Source organism: Streptomyces sp. NPDC050164, from assembly GCF_044459945.1.
GTDB classification, from domain to species: Bacteria; Actinomycetota; Actinomycetes; order Streptomycetales; family Streptomycetaceae; genus Streptomyces; species Streptomyces coeruleorubidus_A.
Window position 1 is genome coordinate 30,222 of sequence record NZ_JBITJK010000026.1, and the last position, 14,786, is coordinate 45,007.

The window sequence follows — 14,786 nt, forward strand, 5'->3', positions numbered from 1 at the left end:
ACCGCCGTCGGGTGGCTGACGTGTGCGCTCAGCGGCGGTCCGCGTCCAGCGGCTCCAGGGCCTCGTCCCCGTCCTCGTCCAGGTCGGTGTCGAGTTCGTCCTCGAGGTCCTCCGCTTCGTCGTCATCGTCGTCGACGCCGATCTCGTCGTCGAACACGGCACTGACGTCGAAGCGGCAGACCACACTCTGCGGATCGACCTGCTCGAACGGCGCCTCCAGCCACTCGCCGGGATCGGCCGGTTCCTCCGCAGCCGTCACCCAGAGCGTGGAGTCGCCCTCCTCCAGCCCGAACTCCTTGTGCCGGGAGGCGATCTCGTCGGGTTCGAACTCGCCGAAGAGGAGGCCCAGCGCACCATGGATCGTCCCGGAGGCGGCCGGGCCGTCCTCACCCTCGGCGGCCTCGATCCGCTGCGCCTGCGCGAGCAGCCGCTGCGGCTCCGCCACCGCGTAGTCGCGGCGGATCAGTACGCTCAGCGCGTTCGGTTCCTCGGGTCCGGTGTACGGGGGCAGCGCGTCCTCCGTACCGGGGATCTCGAAGGGTGTGACCTCGTCGTAACGGTCGTAGAGCAGTTCGTCGTACACCTCTGCGGCCGCGGCCAGCTGGTTGAACGCCTCGTAGACGGCCGGGTCGTCCTCCCCCGACCGGCGTTCGACCGCGGCCAGGTGGCGGTCGAGCGCGGTCTTGACCGCCTCGGCGGCGGCGCGTACCTCGGCAGCAGTGGGCTGCGCAGCATCAGACATAGTGCAGACGCTATCCGTACCAGGCCCCAGCCCGCACAATAGATGCGATGCCGGAATACGAATTTGTCGACGTGTACGTACCGCGCGGGGTCTCCCGCAAGGAGACGGCACGTCTGCTGACGGACCATGCCGAGTACGGACACTGGGAGTTGCACCGTCTGAGCCTGCTGCGCGACGGCAGCCGCAAGGTGCGGTTGCGCCGGCGGATCATCCGTCAGGTGCGGGCCACGTGGTGAGCTGAGACGGGGCGCCGGGAGAAGGCATACACGGGAGCGGGCCCCGCATCGGCGGGGCCCGCTCCGTTTTCCGGAACTGTCAGGCCTTTCCGGGACTGTCAGGCTCGTCCGGGACGGTCAGGCCGAGGTGCGCGCCTTGCGGTAGAGGATCGAGCCCGCGAGCAGCGCGCCCGCGCCGGCCGGCAGGGTGAGACCGAGCGGCAGGTCGCTGCCGGTGCTGGCGAGCTGGGAGTCGCCCCTGGGCTGGGTGACGAACTGGCCGCCCGGCTTGTTGCCGTGCGAGGAACCGCCCGGCGTCTCGCTGTCCGCGCCGGGCGGCGTGCCCGGGGTGCCGGGGTCGCCCGGGCTTCCGGGGCCGCCCGGGTCCCCCGGCTGTACCGGGTCACCGGGGTTGCCCGGGTTTCCGGGATCGCCCGGATCACCGGGGTTTCCGGGGTTGCCCGGGTTTCCGGGGTTGCCCGGATCACCGGGGTCACCCGGGTTGCCGGGGTGGCCCGGGTCCCCCGGCTGTCCCGGGTTCTCGTTGCCGCCGCCGGGCGGGTTGGTGTGGTGCCCGCCCGAGCCACCGTTCGCACAGTCGTTGCCCGTGCTGTAGTTGCCGACGCCGATGACGTTGACGCTGTTGCCACAGACGTTCACCGGCGCGTGGATCGGCGCCTGGACGTGGTTGCCCGAGCCGACGCCCGGCGAGTCACTGGCGCGGCCGCCCGCGTGCGAGCCGCCCTGGCCGCCCGAATCGCCGTATCCCCCCGACGACGATCCACCGCCCTGGTTGGCACACGAGTTGCCCACCGACGGGTTGAGGACACCGATCACATTGACCGTGTTCCCGCACACGTTGACCGGCGCGTGCACCGGCGCCTGGACCGAGTTCCCGGACAGCACGCCCGGCGAGCCCGAGCTGGAGCCCTGTGCGCCCGAGTCGGCGTGAGCGGAGCCGCCCGCGGCGGCGATCACGCCGGTCGCGGCCGCCACGGTCATCAGACCCTTGCGGGTGACCTGTCGCATTCCTGAATACCTGCCTTCGACCTGGCTCGAATTCTTCTCGAATTCCTTGAAAGAAGCGTTCAGTCCCGGAGCGCATGGCACGCGCTCCGGGACCGATGGCTTTGGACTCCCCTCAGCGAGGGGGAAGCGTCACTTGTTGACGCAGGAGTTGCCGAAGGCGGGGTTCAGCAGCCCGATCACAGAGACCGTGTTGCCGCAGACGTTCACCGGGACGTGAACGGGCGCCTGAATGACGTTGCCGGACACGACGCCCGGGGAGTGCACGGCAGCACCCTGGGCACCCGAGTCGGCGACAGCCAGGCCCGCGCCCGCGAGAACCAGCCCACCGGTGGCAGCCGCAGCAGCGACGACCTTCTTGATCATTATTCCTCCTAGTTGGCAAAGCGACCCATCTTGCGATCGCATTACCTGTAACGAAGAGGGAGTAATGAGGCTACGAGCTTATGGTCGCATTCACCCTTCCCAGCCGATCTCGTACGCCTGCCCGAATAGCGGTGTTTCGTATGGGCTGTCTCAGGTCGCGTCGATGAACCGGTCGAGCACCCGCACGCCGAACTTCAGGCCCTCCACCGGCACCCGCTCGTCCACGCCGTGGAACATGCCGGCGAAGTCCAGCTCCGGCGGCAGCTTCAGCGGCGCGAAGCCGAAGCAGCGGATGCCGAGGTCGTCGAAGGACTTGGCGTCGGTGCCGCCGGAGAGCATGTACGGCACGGCCCGGGCGATCGGGTCCTCGGCGCGCAGCGCGGTCTGCATGGCGTCGACGAGCCGGCCGTCGAAGTCGGTCTCCAGCGCCTTGTCGGCGTGCACGTCCTCCCGCTTCACGCGCGGGCCGAGGATGCGGTCGAGGTCGGCGAGGAACTCCTCCTCGTAGCCGGGCAGGAAGCGGCCGTCGACGTGCGCGGTGGCCTGGCCGGGGATGACGTTGACCTTGTAGCCGGCGCCCAGCATGGTCGGGGCCGCCGAGTTGCGCAGGGTCGTGCCGATCATCCGCGCGATGCCGCCGAGCTTGGCGAGGGTCTCGTCCATGTTCTCGGGGTCCAGCTCGACGCCGAGCGCGTCGGAGAGCTCGTCGAGGAAGGCCCGTACGGTCTTGGTGACCCGGACCGGCCAGGTGTGCCGGCCGAGCCGGGCGACCGCCTCGCACAGCTCCGTGATCGCGTTGTCGGTGTTGGTCATCGAGCCGTGGCCGGCCGTGCCGTCGACCGTGAGCCGCATCCAGTGCATGCCCTTCTCGGCGGTCTCGACGAGGTAGAGCCGCAGCTTCTCGTTGACCGTGAAGGAGAAGCCGCCGACCTCGCCGATCGCCTCGGTGACGCCCTCGAACAGATCGGGGTGCTTGCGCACGAGGTGCTTGGCTCCGTAGGTGCCGCCCGCCTCCTCGTCCGCGAGGAACGCGAGGACGATGTCGCGCGGGGGCTTGCGCCCGCTGCGCAGCCGGTCCCGGACGACCGCGAGGGTCATCGCGTCCATGTCCTTCATGTCGACGGCCCCGCGGCCCCACACGCAGCCGTCGGCGATCTCGCCGGAGAAGGGGTGGTGGGTCCAGTCGTCCGCGTTGGCCGGTACGACGTCGGTGTGGCCGTGGATGAGGAGCGCGGGCCGGGAGCGGTCCTCGCCCTCGATCCGGGCCACCGTGGATGCGCGGCCCGGATGCGACTCGAAGATCTGCGGTTCGAGTCCCACCTCGGCGAGCTTCTCGGCGACGTACTCCGCCGCCTTGCGCTCGCCCGGACCCGAGTGGTCGCCGTAGTTGCTGGTGTCGATCTGGATCAGCTCGCGGCAGAGGTCCACGACCTCGTCCTCGCCGGTGACGCTCCTGGCCGTGTCCGTCTCGCTCACGTGCTTCCTCCCGCTGTCACTGCTGGTGGGTCCTCCTCATCCTCCCTCTCCCCGGCCCGCTCCCCAAGAGCGGTCCCGGTCCGTCACACCCCGTTCACGCCCGGCCGGGTGCGGGCGGGGGTGATCGGCCACCCCTGGGAGCCTGGTAATGTTTACGTCGTCGCCGCGGGGAGAACCCGCGCGACAGACACCTTGTCCGGGTGGCGGAATGGCAGACGCGCTAGCTTGAGGTGCTAGTGCCCTTTATCGGGCGTGGGGGTTCAAGTCCCCCCTCGGACACAGATCGAAAAGCCCCTCTCGTCGAGGGGCTTTTCGTCGTCTCCGGGGAGGAAGACTTCCCCTCAAGTCCGGTGCCTTCGGGCGCTCTTCGGGGGCGGCCGGGGAAATGTGGGCGACATCTCGCCAGGCCGGGAGAAGCACAGGTGGGAGCGGGGGGCGCCGGGCCTCAGGAGGTCTCGCGGTTGCCTCCGAGCAGCGGACATGACAGGGCGAAGTCACCCGACCACTAGAGTATTGGGCTTGTTCGCGCCGGAACGGAACATCCCCAGGCAGACCTGCGGGCCCACCGGCGCCCCGGATGGTCCGGGTTCGAGACGCGAGGATCCGATGGCCGCCCTGCACGAAAGCCCTGACCTCACCGTGCTGGACCGGGAGTTGAGCGCGGAACTCCCCGACGTGGCCCGTTTCTCCGCCGGTCCCGCGGCCTCGCCCCGCACCCTGGTCGACATCTTCGAGGCGTCCGTACGGTCGTACCCCGACGAGCCCGCGCTCGACGACGGCCACCGGCTGCTCACCTACCGCGCGCTGGCGGTCGAGGTGGAGCACCTGCGGCAGCGGCTGGCCGCCATGGACGTCGGGCTCGGGGACCGCGTCGGTGTCCGGGTCCCGTCGGGCACCAACGACCTGTACGTGGCGATCCTCGCGGTGCTGGCCGCCGGTGCCGCGTACGTGCCCGTGGACGCCGAGGACCCCGACGAGCGGGCTGAACTGGTCTTCGGCGAGGCCGGGGTGCGGGTGGTCGTCGGGGCCGGTCACGAGCTGACTGCCGGCGGTGCCGCCGGTCATGCCGCCGCCCGGCCCGGTGTCGGGCACGACGCGTGGATCATCTTCACCTCCGGCTCCACCGGGAAGCCCAAGGGCGTGGCCGTCAGCCACCGCAGCGCCGCCGCCTTCGTGGACGCGGAGGCCGCGCTGTTCCTGACCGACGAGCCGATCGGGCCCGGTGACCGGGTCATGGCGGGGCTGTCCGTCGCGTTCGACGCGTCCTGCGAGGAGATGTGGCTGGCGTGGCGGTACGGCGCCTGTCTGGTGCCGGTGCCCCGCTCGCAGGTCAGGAGCGGGGCCGATCTCGGGCCCTGGCTGGTCGAGCAGGAGATCACCGTCGTGTCCACCGTGCCGACGCTGGCGGCGCTGTGGGAGCCGGAGACGCTCAACGACGTACGCCTGCTGATCTTCGGCGGGGAGGCGTGCCCTCCCGAGCTGGCGCAGCGTCTGGTGACCGAGGGGCGCGAGGTGTGGAACACCTACGGGCCGACCGAGGCGACCGTCGTGGCGTGCGCGTCGCTGATGAGCGGCGAGGAGCCGATCCGGATCGGGCTGCCGCTGGACGGCTGGGAGCTGGCCGTCGTGGACGAGGCCGGGGAGCCCGTGCCGATGGGCGGCAGTGGACAGCTGGTGATCGGCGGGGTGGGACTCGCCCGGTATCTCGACGCCGAGAAGGACGCGGAGAAGTACGCGCCGCTTCAGTCGCTGGGCTGGGAGCGGGCGTATCGCAGCGGTGACCTGGTGCGGGCCGAGCCGGAGGGGCTGGTCTTCCTCGGGCGGGCCGACGAGCAGATCAAGCTCGGTGGGCGCCGTATCGAGCTCGGCGAGGTGGACGCGGCGCTTCAGGCATTGCCCGGGACGGCCGGCGCCGCCGCCGCGGTGCGGACGGCCCGCAGCGGCAACCAGCTCCTCGTCGGCTACGTCGTCACCCAGGACGGCTGGGACCACTCGGCGGCCGTCGAGCGACTGCGCGCCGAACTGCCCGCAGCTCTGGTGCCGTTGCTCGCGCCGGTCGACGAGCTGCCGACCCGTACGTCGGGCAAGGTGGACCGGGACGCGCTGCCCTGGCCGCTGGACGGACTGGAGACGAGCGGCCCGGCCGAGCGGCTGTACGGCACCGAGGCCTGGCTCGCCGAGCAGTGGACGGACGTCCTCGGCATTCCGGTCACATCGGCCTCCGACGACTTCTTCGGGATCGGCGGGGGCAGTCTGGCCGCCGCCCAGCTGACGACGAGACTGCGCACGCGCTATCCGAGCGCCGCCGTCCTCGACGTCTACCAGCAACCCGTCCTGCGGAAGCTGGCCCGGCATCTGGAGGAGTCGGCGCAGGACGACGGGGTCCGGCGGGTCGTGGCACCGGTGCCGAGGCGCGCCCAGCTCGTCCAGCTCCTGGTGCTGGTTCCCCTGTTCACGCTGCTCGGGCTGCGCTGGACCGTGGTGCTCGCCGCGCTCGGGAACATGCTGCCCGGCTACTCCTGGCTGCCGACGGCGCCCTGGTGGCTCGTCGCGGCCGGCGCCGTGCTGCTGTTCAGCCCGCCCGGGCGCCTCGCGCTCGCCGCGGGCGGGGCACGATGGCTGCTGCGGGGGGTGCGGCCAGGCCGGTACCCGCGCGGCGGGAGCGTCCATCTGCGGCTGTGGACGGCCGAGCGGCTGGCCGAGTTCAGCGGGGCGACCTCGCTGACCGGGTCCTGGCTCGAACGGTACGCGCGTGCGCTGGGCGCCAAGGTGGGGCAGGACGTGGACCTGCACTCGCTGCCACCGGTCACCGGCATGCTCAAGCTGGGCCGGGGCGCGGCCGTCGAGTCCGAGGTGGACCTGTCCGGGTACTGGCTGGACGGCGACCGGCTGGAGATCGGGCCGGTGAAGGTGGGCGCGCACGCCGTCGTCGGCACGCGCAGCATGCTCTTCCCGGGCGCGCGGGTGGGCAAGCGGGCCGAGGTGGCGCCCGGTTCGGCGGTCACGGGGCAGATTCCCACCGGGCAGCGGTGGGCGGGCGCGCCCGCGGTCAAGCTGGGCCGGGCCAAGCGCAACTGGCCCAAGGAGCTGCCCGGGCGGGGCGCGTACTGGCGGGTGATGTACGGCGTGACGGGTTTCGCGCTGACCGCGTTGCCGGTGGTCTCGGCTGCTGCCGCGCTGCTGGTGGCGGGGCTGTTCGTCGGTCCGGACGCCGGGTTCGGTGCGGCCCTGCGTGGCGCTGTCGTCGCGCTGGTGCCGGCGACGCTCGCGTTCGGGCTGGCGTACGCGCTGCTGCTCGTGGCCGCCGTACGGCTGCTGAGCCTGGGGCTGCGGGAGGGCACGCACGCCACGCACAGCCGGGTGGGCTGGCAGGCCTGGACCGTGACACAGCTGATGGACCGGTCGCGGGACATGCTGTTCCCGCTGTACGCGGGGCTGGTCACGCCGGTGTGGCTGCGGCTGCTCGGGATGCGGATCGGGCGGCGGGCCGAGGTGTCCACCGTGCTGGCCCTGCCCAGCCTGACCACGGTCGGCGAGGGCGCGTTCCTGGCGGACGACACACTGACCGCGCCCTACGAGCTCGGCGGCGGCTGGCTGCGCGTCGGGCGCGCGGAGATCGGCCGGCGGGCCTTTCTCGGCAACTCGGGGATGACCGCGCCGGGGCGGAGCGTGCCGGACGGTGGCCTTGTGGGTGTGCTGTCGGCGACGCCGAAGAAGGCCAAGAAGGGCAGCTCGTATCTGGGACTGCCGCCGGTGAGGCTGCCGCGTGCCGCGTCGGGCGGCGACCAGAGCCGGACCTATGACCCGCCCGCGCGGCTGCTGTGGGCGCGCGCTCTGGTGGAGCTCTGCCGGATCGTGCCGGTGTTCTGCTCGGCGGCGCTGGCGGTGGGGACGGCGGCGGCGCTGTGCGCGCTCGGTGTGTGGGCTCCCCTGCTGTCCGGTCTGGTGCTGCTCGGGGCGGGCTGCGCGGCGGGGCTCGTCTCGATCGCGGCGAAGTGGCTGCTCGTGGGACGGCATCGCGCTGGTGAGCACCCCTTGTGGAGCTCCTTCGTGTGGCGCAACGAGCTGGCGGACACCTTCGTCGAGGTGCTGGCCGTGCCGTGGCTGGCCGGTGCGGTGCGGGGCACGCCGCTGATGTCGGCGTGGCTGCGCGGGCTGGGCGCGCACATCGGCCGGGGTGTGTGGGTCGAGAGCTACTGGCTGCCGGAGACGGACCTGGTGACGCTCGGGGACGCGGCGACCGTGAACCGGGGCTGTGTGCTCCAGACCCACCTCTTCCACGACCGGATCTTGCGGACGGATACTGTGGTCCTCCGTGAGGGCGCCACTCTGGGCCCGGGCGGAATCGTCCTGCCCGGCAGCGCCGTCGGGGCCCGCACCACGCTGGGTCCGGCGTCCCTGGTGATGGCCGCGGAGTCCGTGCCCGACGACACGCGCTGGCTGGGCAACCCGATCGAGGCATGGCGTCGCTAGGCGGTACTCCCGCGGGGCCGGGGGCCGATGGACGTCGTAGGAGCGCAGTGCAGGGAGCGGACGCAACAGTGGCGGTTCAGCAGTCAGTGGGTCAGGACCCGTACTTCCCGGGTAACGGTGACCTCCGGTACCGGGTGCATCGGTACGAGCTCACGCTGGACTACCGCCCCGCGCCGAACCGGCTGGCGGGAACGGCGCGGATCAACGCCATCGCGGGCCGTGGTCCGCTCACCGAGTTCCAGCTGAACCTCGCGGACTTCCGGGTGGGCCGGGTGAGGGTCGACGGCCGTGCGGCGCACTACACGCACCGGGGCGGCAAGTTGCGCGTCCGTCCCGCGAAGCCGCTGCGCGCCGGTGCCGCGTTCACCGTCGAGGTGCAGTGGTCGGGGAACCCCCGGCCGGTGAGCAGCCCCTGGGGCGGCCTCGGCTGGGAGGAGCTGGAGGACGGGGCGCTGGTGGCGAGCCAGCCGGTCGGGGCGCCGTCGTGGTACCCGTGCAACGACCGGCCCGCCGACAAGGCCTCGTACCAGATCTCGGTCACGACGCCGTCGGCCTACGCGGTGGTGGCCGGTGGACGCCTGCTCACGCGCACTACGAAGGCCTCGACGACCACCTGGGTGTACGAGCAGGCGGCGCCGACCTCCAGCTACCTGGTGGGGCTGTCGATCGGGAAGTACCAGACCGTGCTGCTGGGTGACCCGGGCCCGGGCGGGGTGCCGCAGCACGGGCACATTCCGGCGCACCTGCTCCCCCGGTTCTCCCGGGACTTCGCACGGCAGCCCGCGATGATGGAGCTGTTCCAGGAACTGTTCGGGCCGTACCCGTTCGACGAGTACGCGGTCGTCGTGACCGAGGAGGAGCTCGACGTCCCCGTCGAGGCGCAGGGGTTGTCGCTGTTCGGGTCCAACCATGTGGACGGCGCGCGGGGTTCGGAGCGGCTGGTCGCGCACGAGCTGGCGCACCAGTGGTTCGGCAACAGCGTGTCCATCGCCGACTGGCGGCAGATCTGGCTGAACGAGGGGTTCGCGAAGTACGCCGAGTGGCTGTGGTCGGAGCGCTCGGGAGGCCGCGGCGCCCAGCAACTGGCCGCCGCCGCACACCGGTCGCTGTCCGCGCTGCCGCAGGACCTTCGGCTCGCCGATCCGGGGCGGAAGTCGATGTTCGACGACCGTCTCTACCAGCGTGGCGGGCTCACCCTGCACGCGGTGCGGTGCGCCCTGGGCGACGACGCCTTCTTCCGCATGCTGCGCGGGTGGGCGGGGCTGCACCGGGGCGGGGCGGTGACGACGGCGGTCTTCACCGCGCACGCGGCGCGGTTCGCGGACGAGCCGCTGGACGAGCTGTTCGACGCCTGGGTGTACGGGACGGCGCTGCCGCCGCTGCCCTCGTCCGGGCCGGGTGCGGCCGTCTAGGACAATGACAGGCATGACTACGCGTTCCTGCCCCTGCGGCCTTCCCGGGGCCTACGGCGACTGCTGTGGGCGCTGCCACTCCGGGACAGCTGCCGCGCCGACCGCCGAGGCGTTGATGCGCTCGCGCTACTGCGCCTTTGTGAAGCGCGACGTCGCGTATCTGCTGCGGACGTGGCATCCGCGGACCCGGCCCGGGACGCTGGAGCTGGATCCGCGGATGCGGTGGACCGGGCTGGAGATCCTGGAGACGAGTGACGGGACCGCGTTCCACACGACCGGGACCGTGGAGTTCCGGGCGTCGTACCGGGGCGGCTCGCTGCACGAGCGGAGCCGGTTCGAGCGGGTCGACGGGGCCTGGGTGTACGTCGACGGGGAGTTTCCGCCGTAGCGGGTGCTACGGCGCCAGGATGTCGAGTTCCTGGAGGGCGCCGACCGTGATCTCGCGGGTCAGTTCCTCCGCGCGCGCCGCGTCGCCCGCGCGGACCGCCTCGGCGACCTGGACGTGCAGGGTGACGGCGGCCGGGTCGGGATCCTCGAACATCACGTCGTGGTGGGTGCGGCCGGCCAGGACCTCGGCGACGACGTCGCCGAGGCGGGCGAACATCTCGTTGCCGGAGGCGTCCAGGATGACGCGGTGGAAGGCCATGTCGTGGACGAGGTACTCCTCCAGCTTGTGACCACGTGAGTTGGCGACCATGCCGAGGGCGCACTCGGTGAGTTCGGCGCACTGCTCTGACGTGGCGTGCCGGGCGGCGAGGCCCGCGGCGACCGGTTCGATCGCCGAGCGCAGCACCGTGAGGGAGCGCAGTTGCCGGGCGCGGTCCTTGCCGGCCAGGCGCCAGCGGATGACCTGTGGGTCGTAGACGTTCCACTCCGACGTCGGACGGACCGTCACGCCCACGCGGCGGCGGGACTCGACCAGGTGCATGGACTCCAGGACGCGGACCGCCTCGCGCATCACCGAACGTGACACGTCGAAACGCTGGGCGAGCTCGTCCGTGCGCAGAACGCTGCCCGGCGGGTACTCGCCGGCCGTGATCTCGGGGCCGAGGGTGTCCAGTACATGGCCGTGCAGCCCCCGGCCCGGTGTGCTCATGCACTCAGCGTACGGGGTAGATCACGGAGACAAAAAGTCAGACTTATTCATCACGACCTCTTGAATTCGTCGTACCTAATGGGTTTCAGTTGCGTCGACATCACGTGTCGACGGAGACAGCAGACAGTGAGGCAGCGATGAACACCCCCCACGTCGTCGTGGTCATGGGCGTCGCCGGCACCGGCAAGACCACCATCGGTCCCCTGCTCGCGGCCCGGCTCGGCGTTCCGTACGCCGAGGGCGACGACTTCCACCCGCAGGCCAACATCGACAGGATGTCGGCCGGTACCCCGCTGACCGACGAGGACCGCGGGCCCTGGCTGGACGCCATCGGTGCCTGGGCTCACGGGCGGGCCGGGCTCGGCGGAGTGGTCAGCTGCTCGGCGCTGAAGCGGTCGTACCGCGACCGGCTGCGGGCCGCCGCGCCCGGCGTGGTCTTCGTGCACCTCACGGGTGACCGCGCGCTCATCGAGGACCGGATGTCGCACCGGCAGGGGCACTTCATGCCCACGGCGCTGCTCGACTCCCAGTTCGCCACGCTCCAGCCGCTTCAGGCGGACGAGGCCGGGGTCGACGTGGACGTCTCGGGCAGCCCGGAGGAGATCACCGAGCGGGCGGCGCTCGCCCTGGAGGACCTCCCCGAGCCCGTCCAGTAACCCCTGACGGCCCCCTCCCCCAGTCCCCCGAACGCAAGGGAACCCACCCCCGTGACCAGACTCAGCGTCGAGATGCTGGCAGCGGACGCACCCGAGCCGATCACCTCGGCCGGCCACGCTCAGCTGGGCATCGCCGTCCTGGCGGGCATCGCCGTCATCGTCCTGCTCATCACCAAGTCCAAGCTGCACGCCTTCCTGGCGCTGACCATCGGGTCGCTGGCGCTCGGCGCGATCGCCGGGGCGCCGCTGGACAAGGTCCTCACCAGCTTCAGCACCGGCCTCGGCACCACGGTCGCCGGCGTCGGTGTGCTGATCGCCCTCGGTGCGATGCTCGGCAAGATGCTCGCCGACTCCGGGGGTGCCGACCAGATCGTCGACACCATCCTCGCGAAGGCCGGCGGGCGGTCGATGCCGTGGGCGATGGTGCTCATCGCCTCGGTGATCGGACTGCCGCTGTTCTTCGAGGTCGGCATCGTGCTGCTGATCCCGGTGGTGCTGATGGTCGCCAAGCGCGGCAACTACTCACTGATGCGGATCGGCATCCCGGCGCTCGCGGGCCTGTCCGTGATGCACGGCCTGGTGCCGCCGCACCCCGGTCCGCTGGTCGCGATCGACGCGGTGCAGGCCGACCTCGGCGTGACGCTGGCCCTCGGTGTCCTCGTCGCGATACCCACGGTGATCATCGCCGGCCCGCTGTTCTCACGGTACGCGGCCCGCTGGGTGGACGTCCCCGCCCCGGACCGCATGATTCCGCAGCGTGCTTCGGAGGACCTGGTCAAGCGCCCCGGCTTCGGCGCCACGCTGTTCACGGTCCTGCTGCCGGTGATCCTGATGCTGGCCAAGGCGCTGGTCGACATCGTCGTGGACGACCCGGAGAACCTGGTCCAGCGCGTCTTCGACGTGATCGGCGCCCCGATGATCGCGCTGCTCGCCTCGGTACTGGTCGGCATCTTCACGCTGCTGCGGCCCGCCGGGTTCTCCAAGGAGCGGATCTCGCCGCTCGTCGAGAAGAGCCTCGCGCCGATCGCCGGCATCCTGCTGATCGTCGGCGCGGGCGGCGGCTTCAAGCAGACGCTGATCGACACCGGGGTGGGCCAGATGGTCCTGGACATCTCCAAGGACTGGTCGATTCCCGCGCTGCTGCTGGCCTGGCTGATCGCGGTGGCGATCCGGCTGGCGACCGGTTCGGCGACGGTGGCGACGGTCTCGGCGGCCGGTCTGGTCGCCCCGCTCGCCGCCGACATGTCGACCACGCACGCGGCCCTGCTGGTCCTCGCCATCGGCGCCGGCTCGCTGTTCTTCAGCCATGTCAACGACGCCGGGTTCTGGATGGTGAAGGAGTACTTCGGGCTGAGCGTCGGCCAGAACATCAAGACCTGGTCGGTCATGGAGACGATCATCTCGGTGGTCGCCGGCGGCATCGTCCTGCTGTTGTCCCTCGTGATCTAGGAGTGCCACGGCAATGACGGCTCACCCTCTCTTCGACATCAGCGGCCGTACGGCCCTGGTGACCGGCTCCAGCCGGGGCATCGGACTCGCGCTCGCCCGCGGTCTGGCGGAGGCCGGCTGCACGGTCGTCCTGAACGGACGCGACAAGGACCGGCTCGCCGAGGCCGCCGCCGGGTTGCCCGGCGACCGGGTGCACACGGCGGCGTTCGACGTGACCGACGGATCATCGGTGGCCTCGGGGGTCGCCGAGGTCGAGGAGCGGGTGGGCCCGCTCGACATCCTCGTCAACAACGCGGGCATGCAACTGCGCGCCCCGCTGCTGGAGTTCACCGACTCCGACTGGCACCGGATCCTGGACACCAACCTGACCAGTGCCTTCCTGGTCGGGCGGGAGGCGGCGCGCCGGATGACGGAACGCGGCCACGGCAAGATCATCAACATCTGCTCGTTGCAGAGCGAGGTGGTACGGCCCGGGATCGCGCCGTACGCCGCGACCAAGGGCGCGCTGAAGATGCTCACCAAGGGCATGTGCGCGGACTGGGGTCCGAGCGGTGTGCAGGTCAACGGGCTCGGTCCGGGCTACATCGAGACCGAGCTGACACGGCCGCTGGTCGAGGACGAGGAGTTCAGTGCCTGGGTGCGGCGGCGCACCCCGGCCGGCCGCTGGGGTCGCACCCAGGATCTAGTGGGCGGGGTGCTGTTCCTCGCCTCCCCCGCGGCCGACTTCGTCAGCGGGCAGGTGCTGTATGTCGACGGCGGTATGACAAGCGTGCTGTGACCACCTGCCGGGAGGCTGTGATGCTGGGTTGTGTGATCCACGGTCAGGGTGACCTGCGGGTGGCGGAGTTGCCGGTTCCCGAGCCCGGGCCGGGGCAGGCGCTGGTCGCCGTGCGGTACGGCGGGGTGTGCGGGTCCGATCTGCACTACTGGCGGCACGGCGGGGTCGGGGACTTCCGGCTCCGGGAGCCGATGGTGCTCGGGCACGAGGTCGTCGGGACGGTGGTCGAGTACGGTGCCGGCGCGTCGGGGCCGGCAGCGGGTGCCGCTGTCGCCGTGCATCCGGCGACGCCGTGCGGGGTGTGTCCGGAGTGTTCGGACGGTCGGCGGAACGTCTGCCGGGACACGCGTATCTGGGCAGTGCGGCGCGCTTTCCGCATGTGCAGGGGGGATTCGCGGCGCAAGTGGTCGTGCCCTGCGAGCAGTTGCGGGCGTTGCCGGACGGTCTGGAGCTGCGCCGGGCCGCGCTCGCCGAGCCGCTGTCCGTCGCCCTGCACGCGGTGCGGCGGGCCGGGGAGGTGGCCGGGCGGCACGTCCTGGTGACCGGTGCCGGGCCCATCGGCTGTCTTGTGGTCGCGGCGGCGAAGGCGGCCGGGGCGGCGGAGGTGACCGTCACGGATCTGCTGCCCGAGGCGCTGGACTACGCGCGGATCGCCGGTGCCGGGACTCCGGTACGGGCCGATGATCCCGACGACCCGGGGTGGCCTTCCGAAGCGGACGTCGCGATCGAGGCGTCCGGAGTGGCTGCCGGGCTCGACACGTGTCTGCGGCGGGTGCGGCGGGGTGGGGTCGTGGTGCAGTTGGGGATGCTGCCGCCGGGGCACAGTGCGTTTGCGGGGAATCTCGTGGTGAGTCGGGAGATCGAGCTGCGGGGGGCGTTTCGCTTCGACGGGGAGTTCGATCAGGCGCTGGAGTTGCTGGCGGGGGAGGTGGCGTTCGACGGGCTGATCAGTGCGGTGGTTCCTGTGAGGGAGGCCGAGGGGGCTTTTGCGCTGGCGGCTGATCGGAGTCGGTCCTGCAAGGTGCTGTTGGATTTCGCCGTGGCGCCGTAGGGGGTGTGGTCGTCGGGTGGGTGCGGGTGCGTTGGGGTTGTTCGCG

12 protein-coding genes, 1 tRNA gene and 1 pseudogene are annotated in these 14,786 nt (G+C 71.5%); 9 read left to right on the plus strand and 5 right to left on the minus strand.

Annotation, left to right across the window (positions count from 1 at the left end):
- Positions 1-28: 28 nt before the first annotated feature.
- A complete protein-coding gene (locus ACIBNA_RS28945) occupies positions 29-742 on the minus strand; it encodes a hypothetical protein (protein ID WP_399168122.1) in 714 nt (237 codons plus the stop codon).
- 47 nt (positions 743-789) lie between these two features.
- On the opposite strand from ACIBNA_RS28945, the gene ACIBNA_RS28950 reads away from it, so the two are divergent.
- Complete coding sequence (locus ACIBNA_RS28950; RefSeq protein ID WP_010045410.1) at positions 790-978, plus strand: DUF5703 family protein; 189 nt, start codon at positions 790-792, stop codon at positions 976-978.
- A 117-nt stretch (positions 979-1,095) separates the two neighbouring features.
- On the opposite strand, the gene ACIBNA_RS28955 is transcribed toward ACIBNA_RS28950, so the two are convergent.
- The 3 genes from ACIBNA_RS28955 to ACIBNA_RS28965 form a co-directional block, all read right to left on the minus strand.
- On the minus strand, positions 1,096-1,986 hold the full coding sequence (locus ACIBNA_RS28955; protein WP_399168123.1) for a chaplin: 891 nt from the start codon (positions 1,984-1,986) through the stop codon (positions 1,096-1,098).
- A gap of 129 nt (positions 1,987-2,115) precedes the next feature.
- On the minus strand, positions 2,116-2,349 hold the full coding sequence (gene chpH / locus ACIBNA_RS28960) for a chaplin ChpH (protein ID WP_399168124.1): 234 nt from the start codon (positions 2,347-2,349) through the stop codon (positions 2,116-2,118).
- 150 nt (positions 2,350-2,499) lie between these two features.
- Positions 2,500-3,825 carry a M20/M25/M40 family metallo-hydrolase gene (locus ACIBNA_RS28965; protein ID WP_399168125.1) on the minus strand — a complete coding sequence of 442 codons (1,326 nt, stop codon included), beginning with the start codon at positions 3,823-3,825 and terminating at the stop codon, positions 2,500-2,502.
- A gap of 194 nt (positions 3,826-4,019) precedes the next feature.
- On the opposite strand from ACIBNA_RS28965, the gene ACIBNA_RS28970 reads away from it, so the two are divergent.
- From ACIBNA_RS28970 to ACIBNA_RS28985, 4 genes are all read left to right on the plus strand, one after another.
- Positions 4,020-4,104 (plus strand) — tRNA-Leu (locus tag ACIBNA_RS28970).
- Positions 4,105-4,431: 327 nt separating this feature from the next.
- Positions 4,432-8,298, plus strand: coding sequence for a Pls/PosA family non-ribosomal peptide synthetase (locus ACIBNA_RS28975; protein ID WP_399168126.1), 3,867 nt, complete (start codon positions 4,432-4,434; stop codon positions 8,296-8,298).
- Positions 8,299-8,366: 68 nt separating this feature from the next.
- Complete coding sequence (locus ACIBNA_RS28980; protein ID WP_399168127.1) at positions 8,367-9,710, plus strand: M1 family metallopeptidase; 1,344 nt, start codon at positions 8,367-8,369, stop codon at positions 9,708-9,710.
- Positions 9,711-9,723: 13 nt separating this feature from the next.
- On the plus strand, positions 9,724-10,098 hold the full coding sequence (locus ACIBNA_RS28985; protein ID WP_399168128.1) for a YchJ family protein: 375 nt from the start codon (positions 9,724-9,726) through the stop codon (positions 10,096-10,098).
- Positions 10,099-10,104: 6 nt separating this feature from the next.
- On the opposite strand, the gene ACIBNA_RS28990 is transcribed toward ACIBNA_RS28985, so the two are convergent.
- The gene (locus tag ACIBNA_RS28990; RefSeq protein ID WP_399168129.1) at positions 10,105-10,806 is read right to left on the minus strand and encodes a FadR/GntR family transcriptional regulator; all 702 of its coding nucleotides are present in this window, start codon (positions 10,804-10,806) and stop codon (positions 10,105-10,107) included.
- A gap of 137 nt (positions 10,807-10,943) precedes the next feature.
- Between ACIBNA_RS28990 and ACIBNA_RS28995 the strand changes: the two genes are divergently transcribed.
- The 4 genes and pseudogenes from ACIBNA_RS28995 (at position 10,944) to ACIBNA_RS29010 (ending at position 14,740) form a co-directional block, all read left to right on the plus strand.
- Complete coding sequence (locus ACIBNA_RS28995; RefSeq protein WP_399168130.1) at positions 10,944-11,462, plus strand: gluconokinase; 519 nt, start codon at positions 10,944-10,946, stop codon at positions 11,460-11,462.
- Between the two features lie 51 nt (positions 11,463-11,513).
- Positions 11,514-12,911, plus strand: coding sequence for a gluconate:H+ symporter (locus tag ACIBNA_RS29000; protein WP_399168131.1), 1,398 nt, complete (start codon positions 11,514-11,516; stop codon positions 12,909-12,911).
- Positions 12,912-12,924: 13 nt separating this feature from the next.
- On the plus strand, positions 12,925-13,689 hold the full coding sequence (locus tag ACIBNA_RS29005; protein WP_399168132.1) for an SDR family oxidoreductase: 765 nt from the start codon (positions 12,925-12,927) through the stop codon (positions 13,687-13,689).
- A 20-nt stretch (positions 13,690-13,709) separates the two neighbouring features.
- Positions 13,710-14,740, plus strand: a pseudogene (locus tag ACIBNA_RS29010) (L-idonate 5-dehydrogenase).
- The last annotated feature ends 46 nt before the right edge of the window (positions 14,741-14,786 follow it).

Bases quoted from the DNA above. Each gene is read 5' to 3' on its own strand.
- ACIBNA_RS28945 (WP_399168122.1), bottom strand. From the start codon at position 742: ATGTCTGATGCTGCGCAGCCCACTGCTGCCGAGGTACGCGCCGCCGCC.
- ACIBNA_RS28950 (WP_010045410.1), top strand. From the start codon at position 790: ATGCCGGAATACGAATTTGTCGACGTGTACGTACCGCGCGGGGTCTCC.
- ACIBNA_RS28955 (WP_399168123.1), bottom strand. From the start codon at position 1,986: ATGCGACAGGTCACCCGCAAGGGTCTGATGACCGTGGCGGCCGCGACC.
- chpH (WP_399168124.1), bottom strand. From the start codon at position 2,349: ATGATCAAGAAGGTCGTCGCTGCTGCGGCTGCCACCGGTGGGCTGGTT.
- ACIBNA_RS28975 (WP_399168126.1), top strand. From the start codon at position 4,432: ATGGCCGCCCTGCACGAAAGCCCTGACCTCACCGTGCTGGACCGGGAG.
- ACIBNA_RS28985 (WP_399168128.1), top strand. From the start codon at position 9,724: ATGACTACGCGTTCCTGCCCCTGCGGCCTTCCCGGGGCCTACGGCGAC.
- ACIBNA_RS28990 (WP_399168129.1), bottom strand. From the start codon at position 10,806: ATGAGCACACCGGGCCGGGGGCTGCACGGCCATGTACTGGACACCCTC.
- ACIBNA_RS28995 (WP_399168130.1), top strand. From the start codon at position 10,944: ATGAACACCCCCCACGTCGTCGTGGTCATGGGCGTCGCCGGCACCGGC.
- ACIBNA_RS29005 (WP_399168132.1), top strand. From the start codon at position 12,925: ATGACGGCTCACCCTCTCTTCGACATCAGCGGCCGTACGGCCCTGGTG.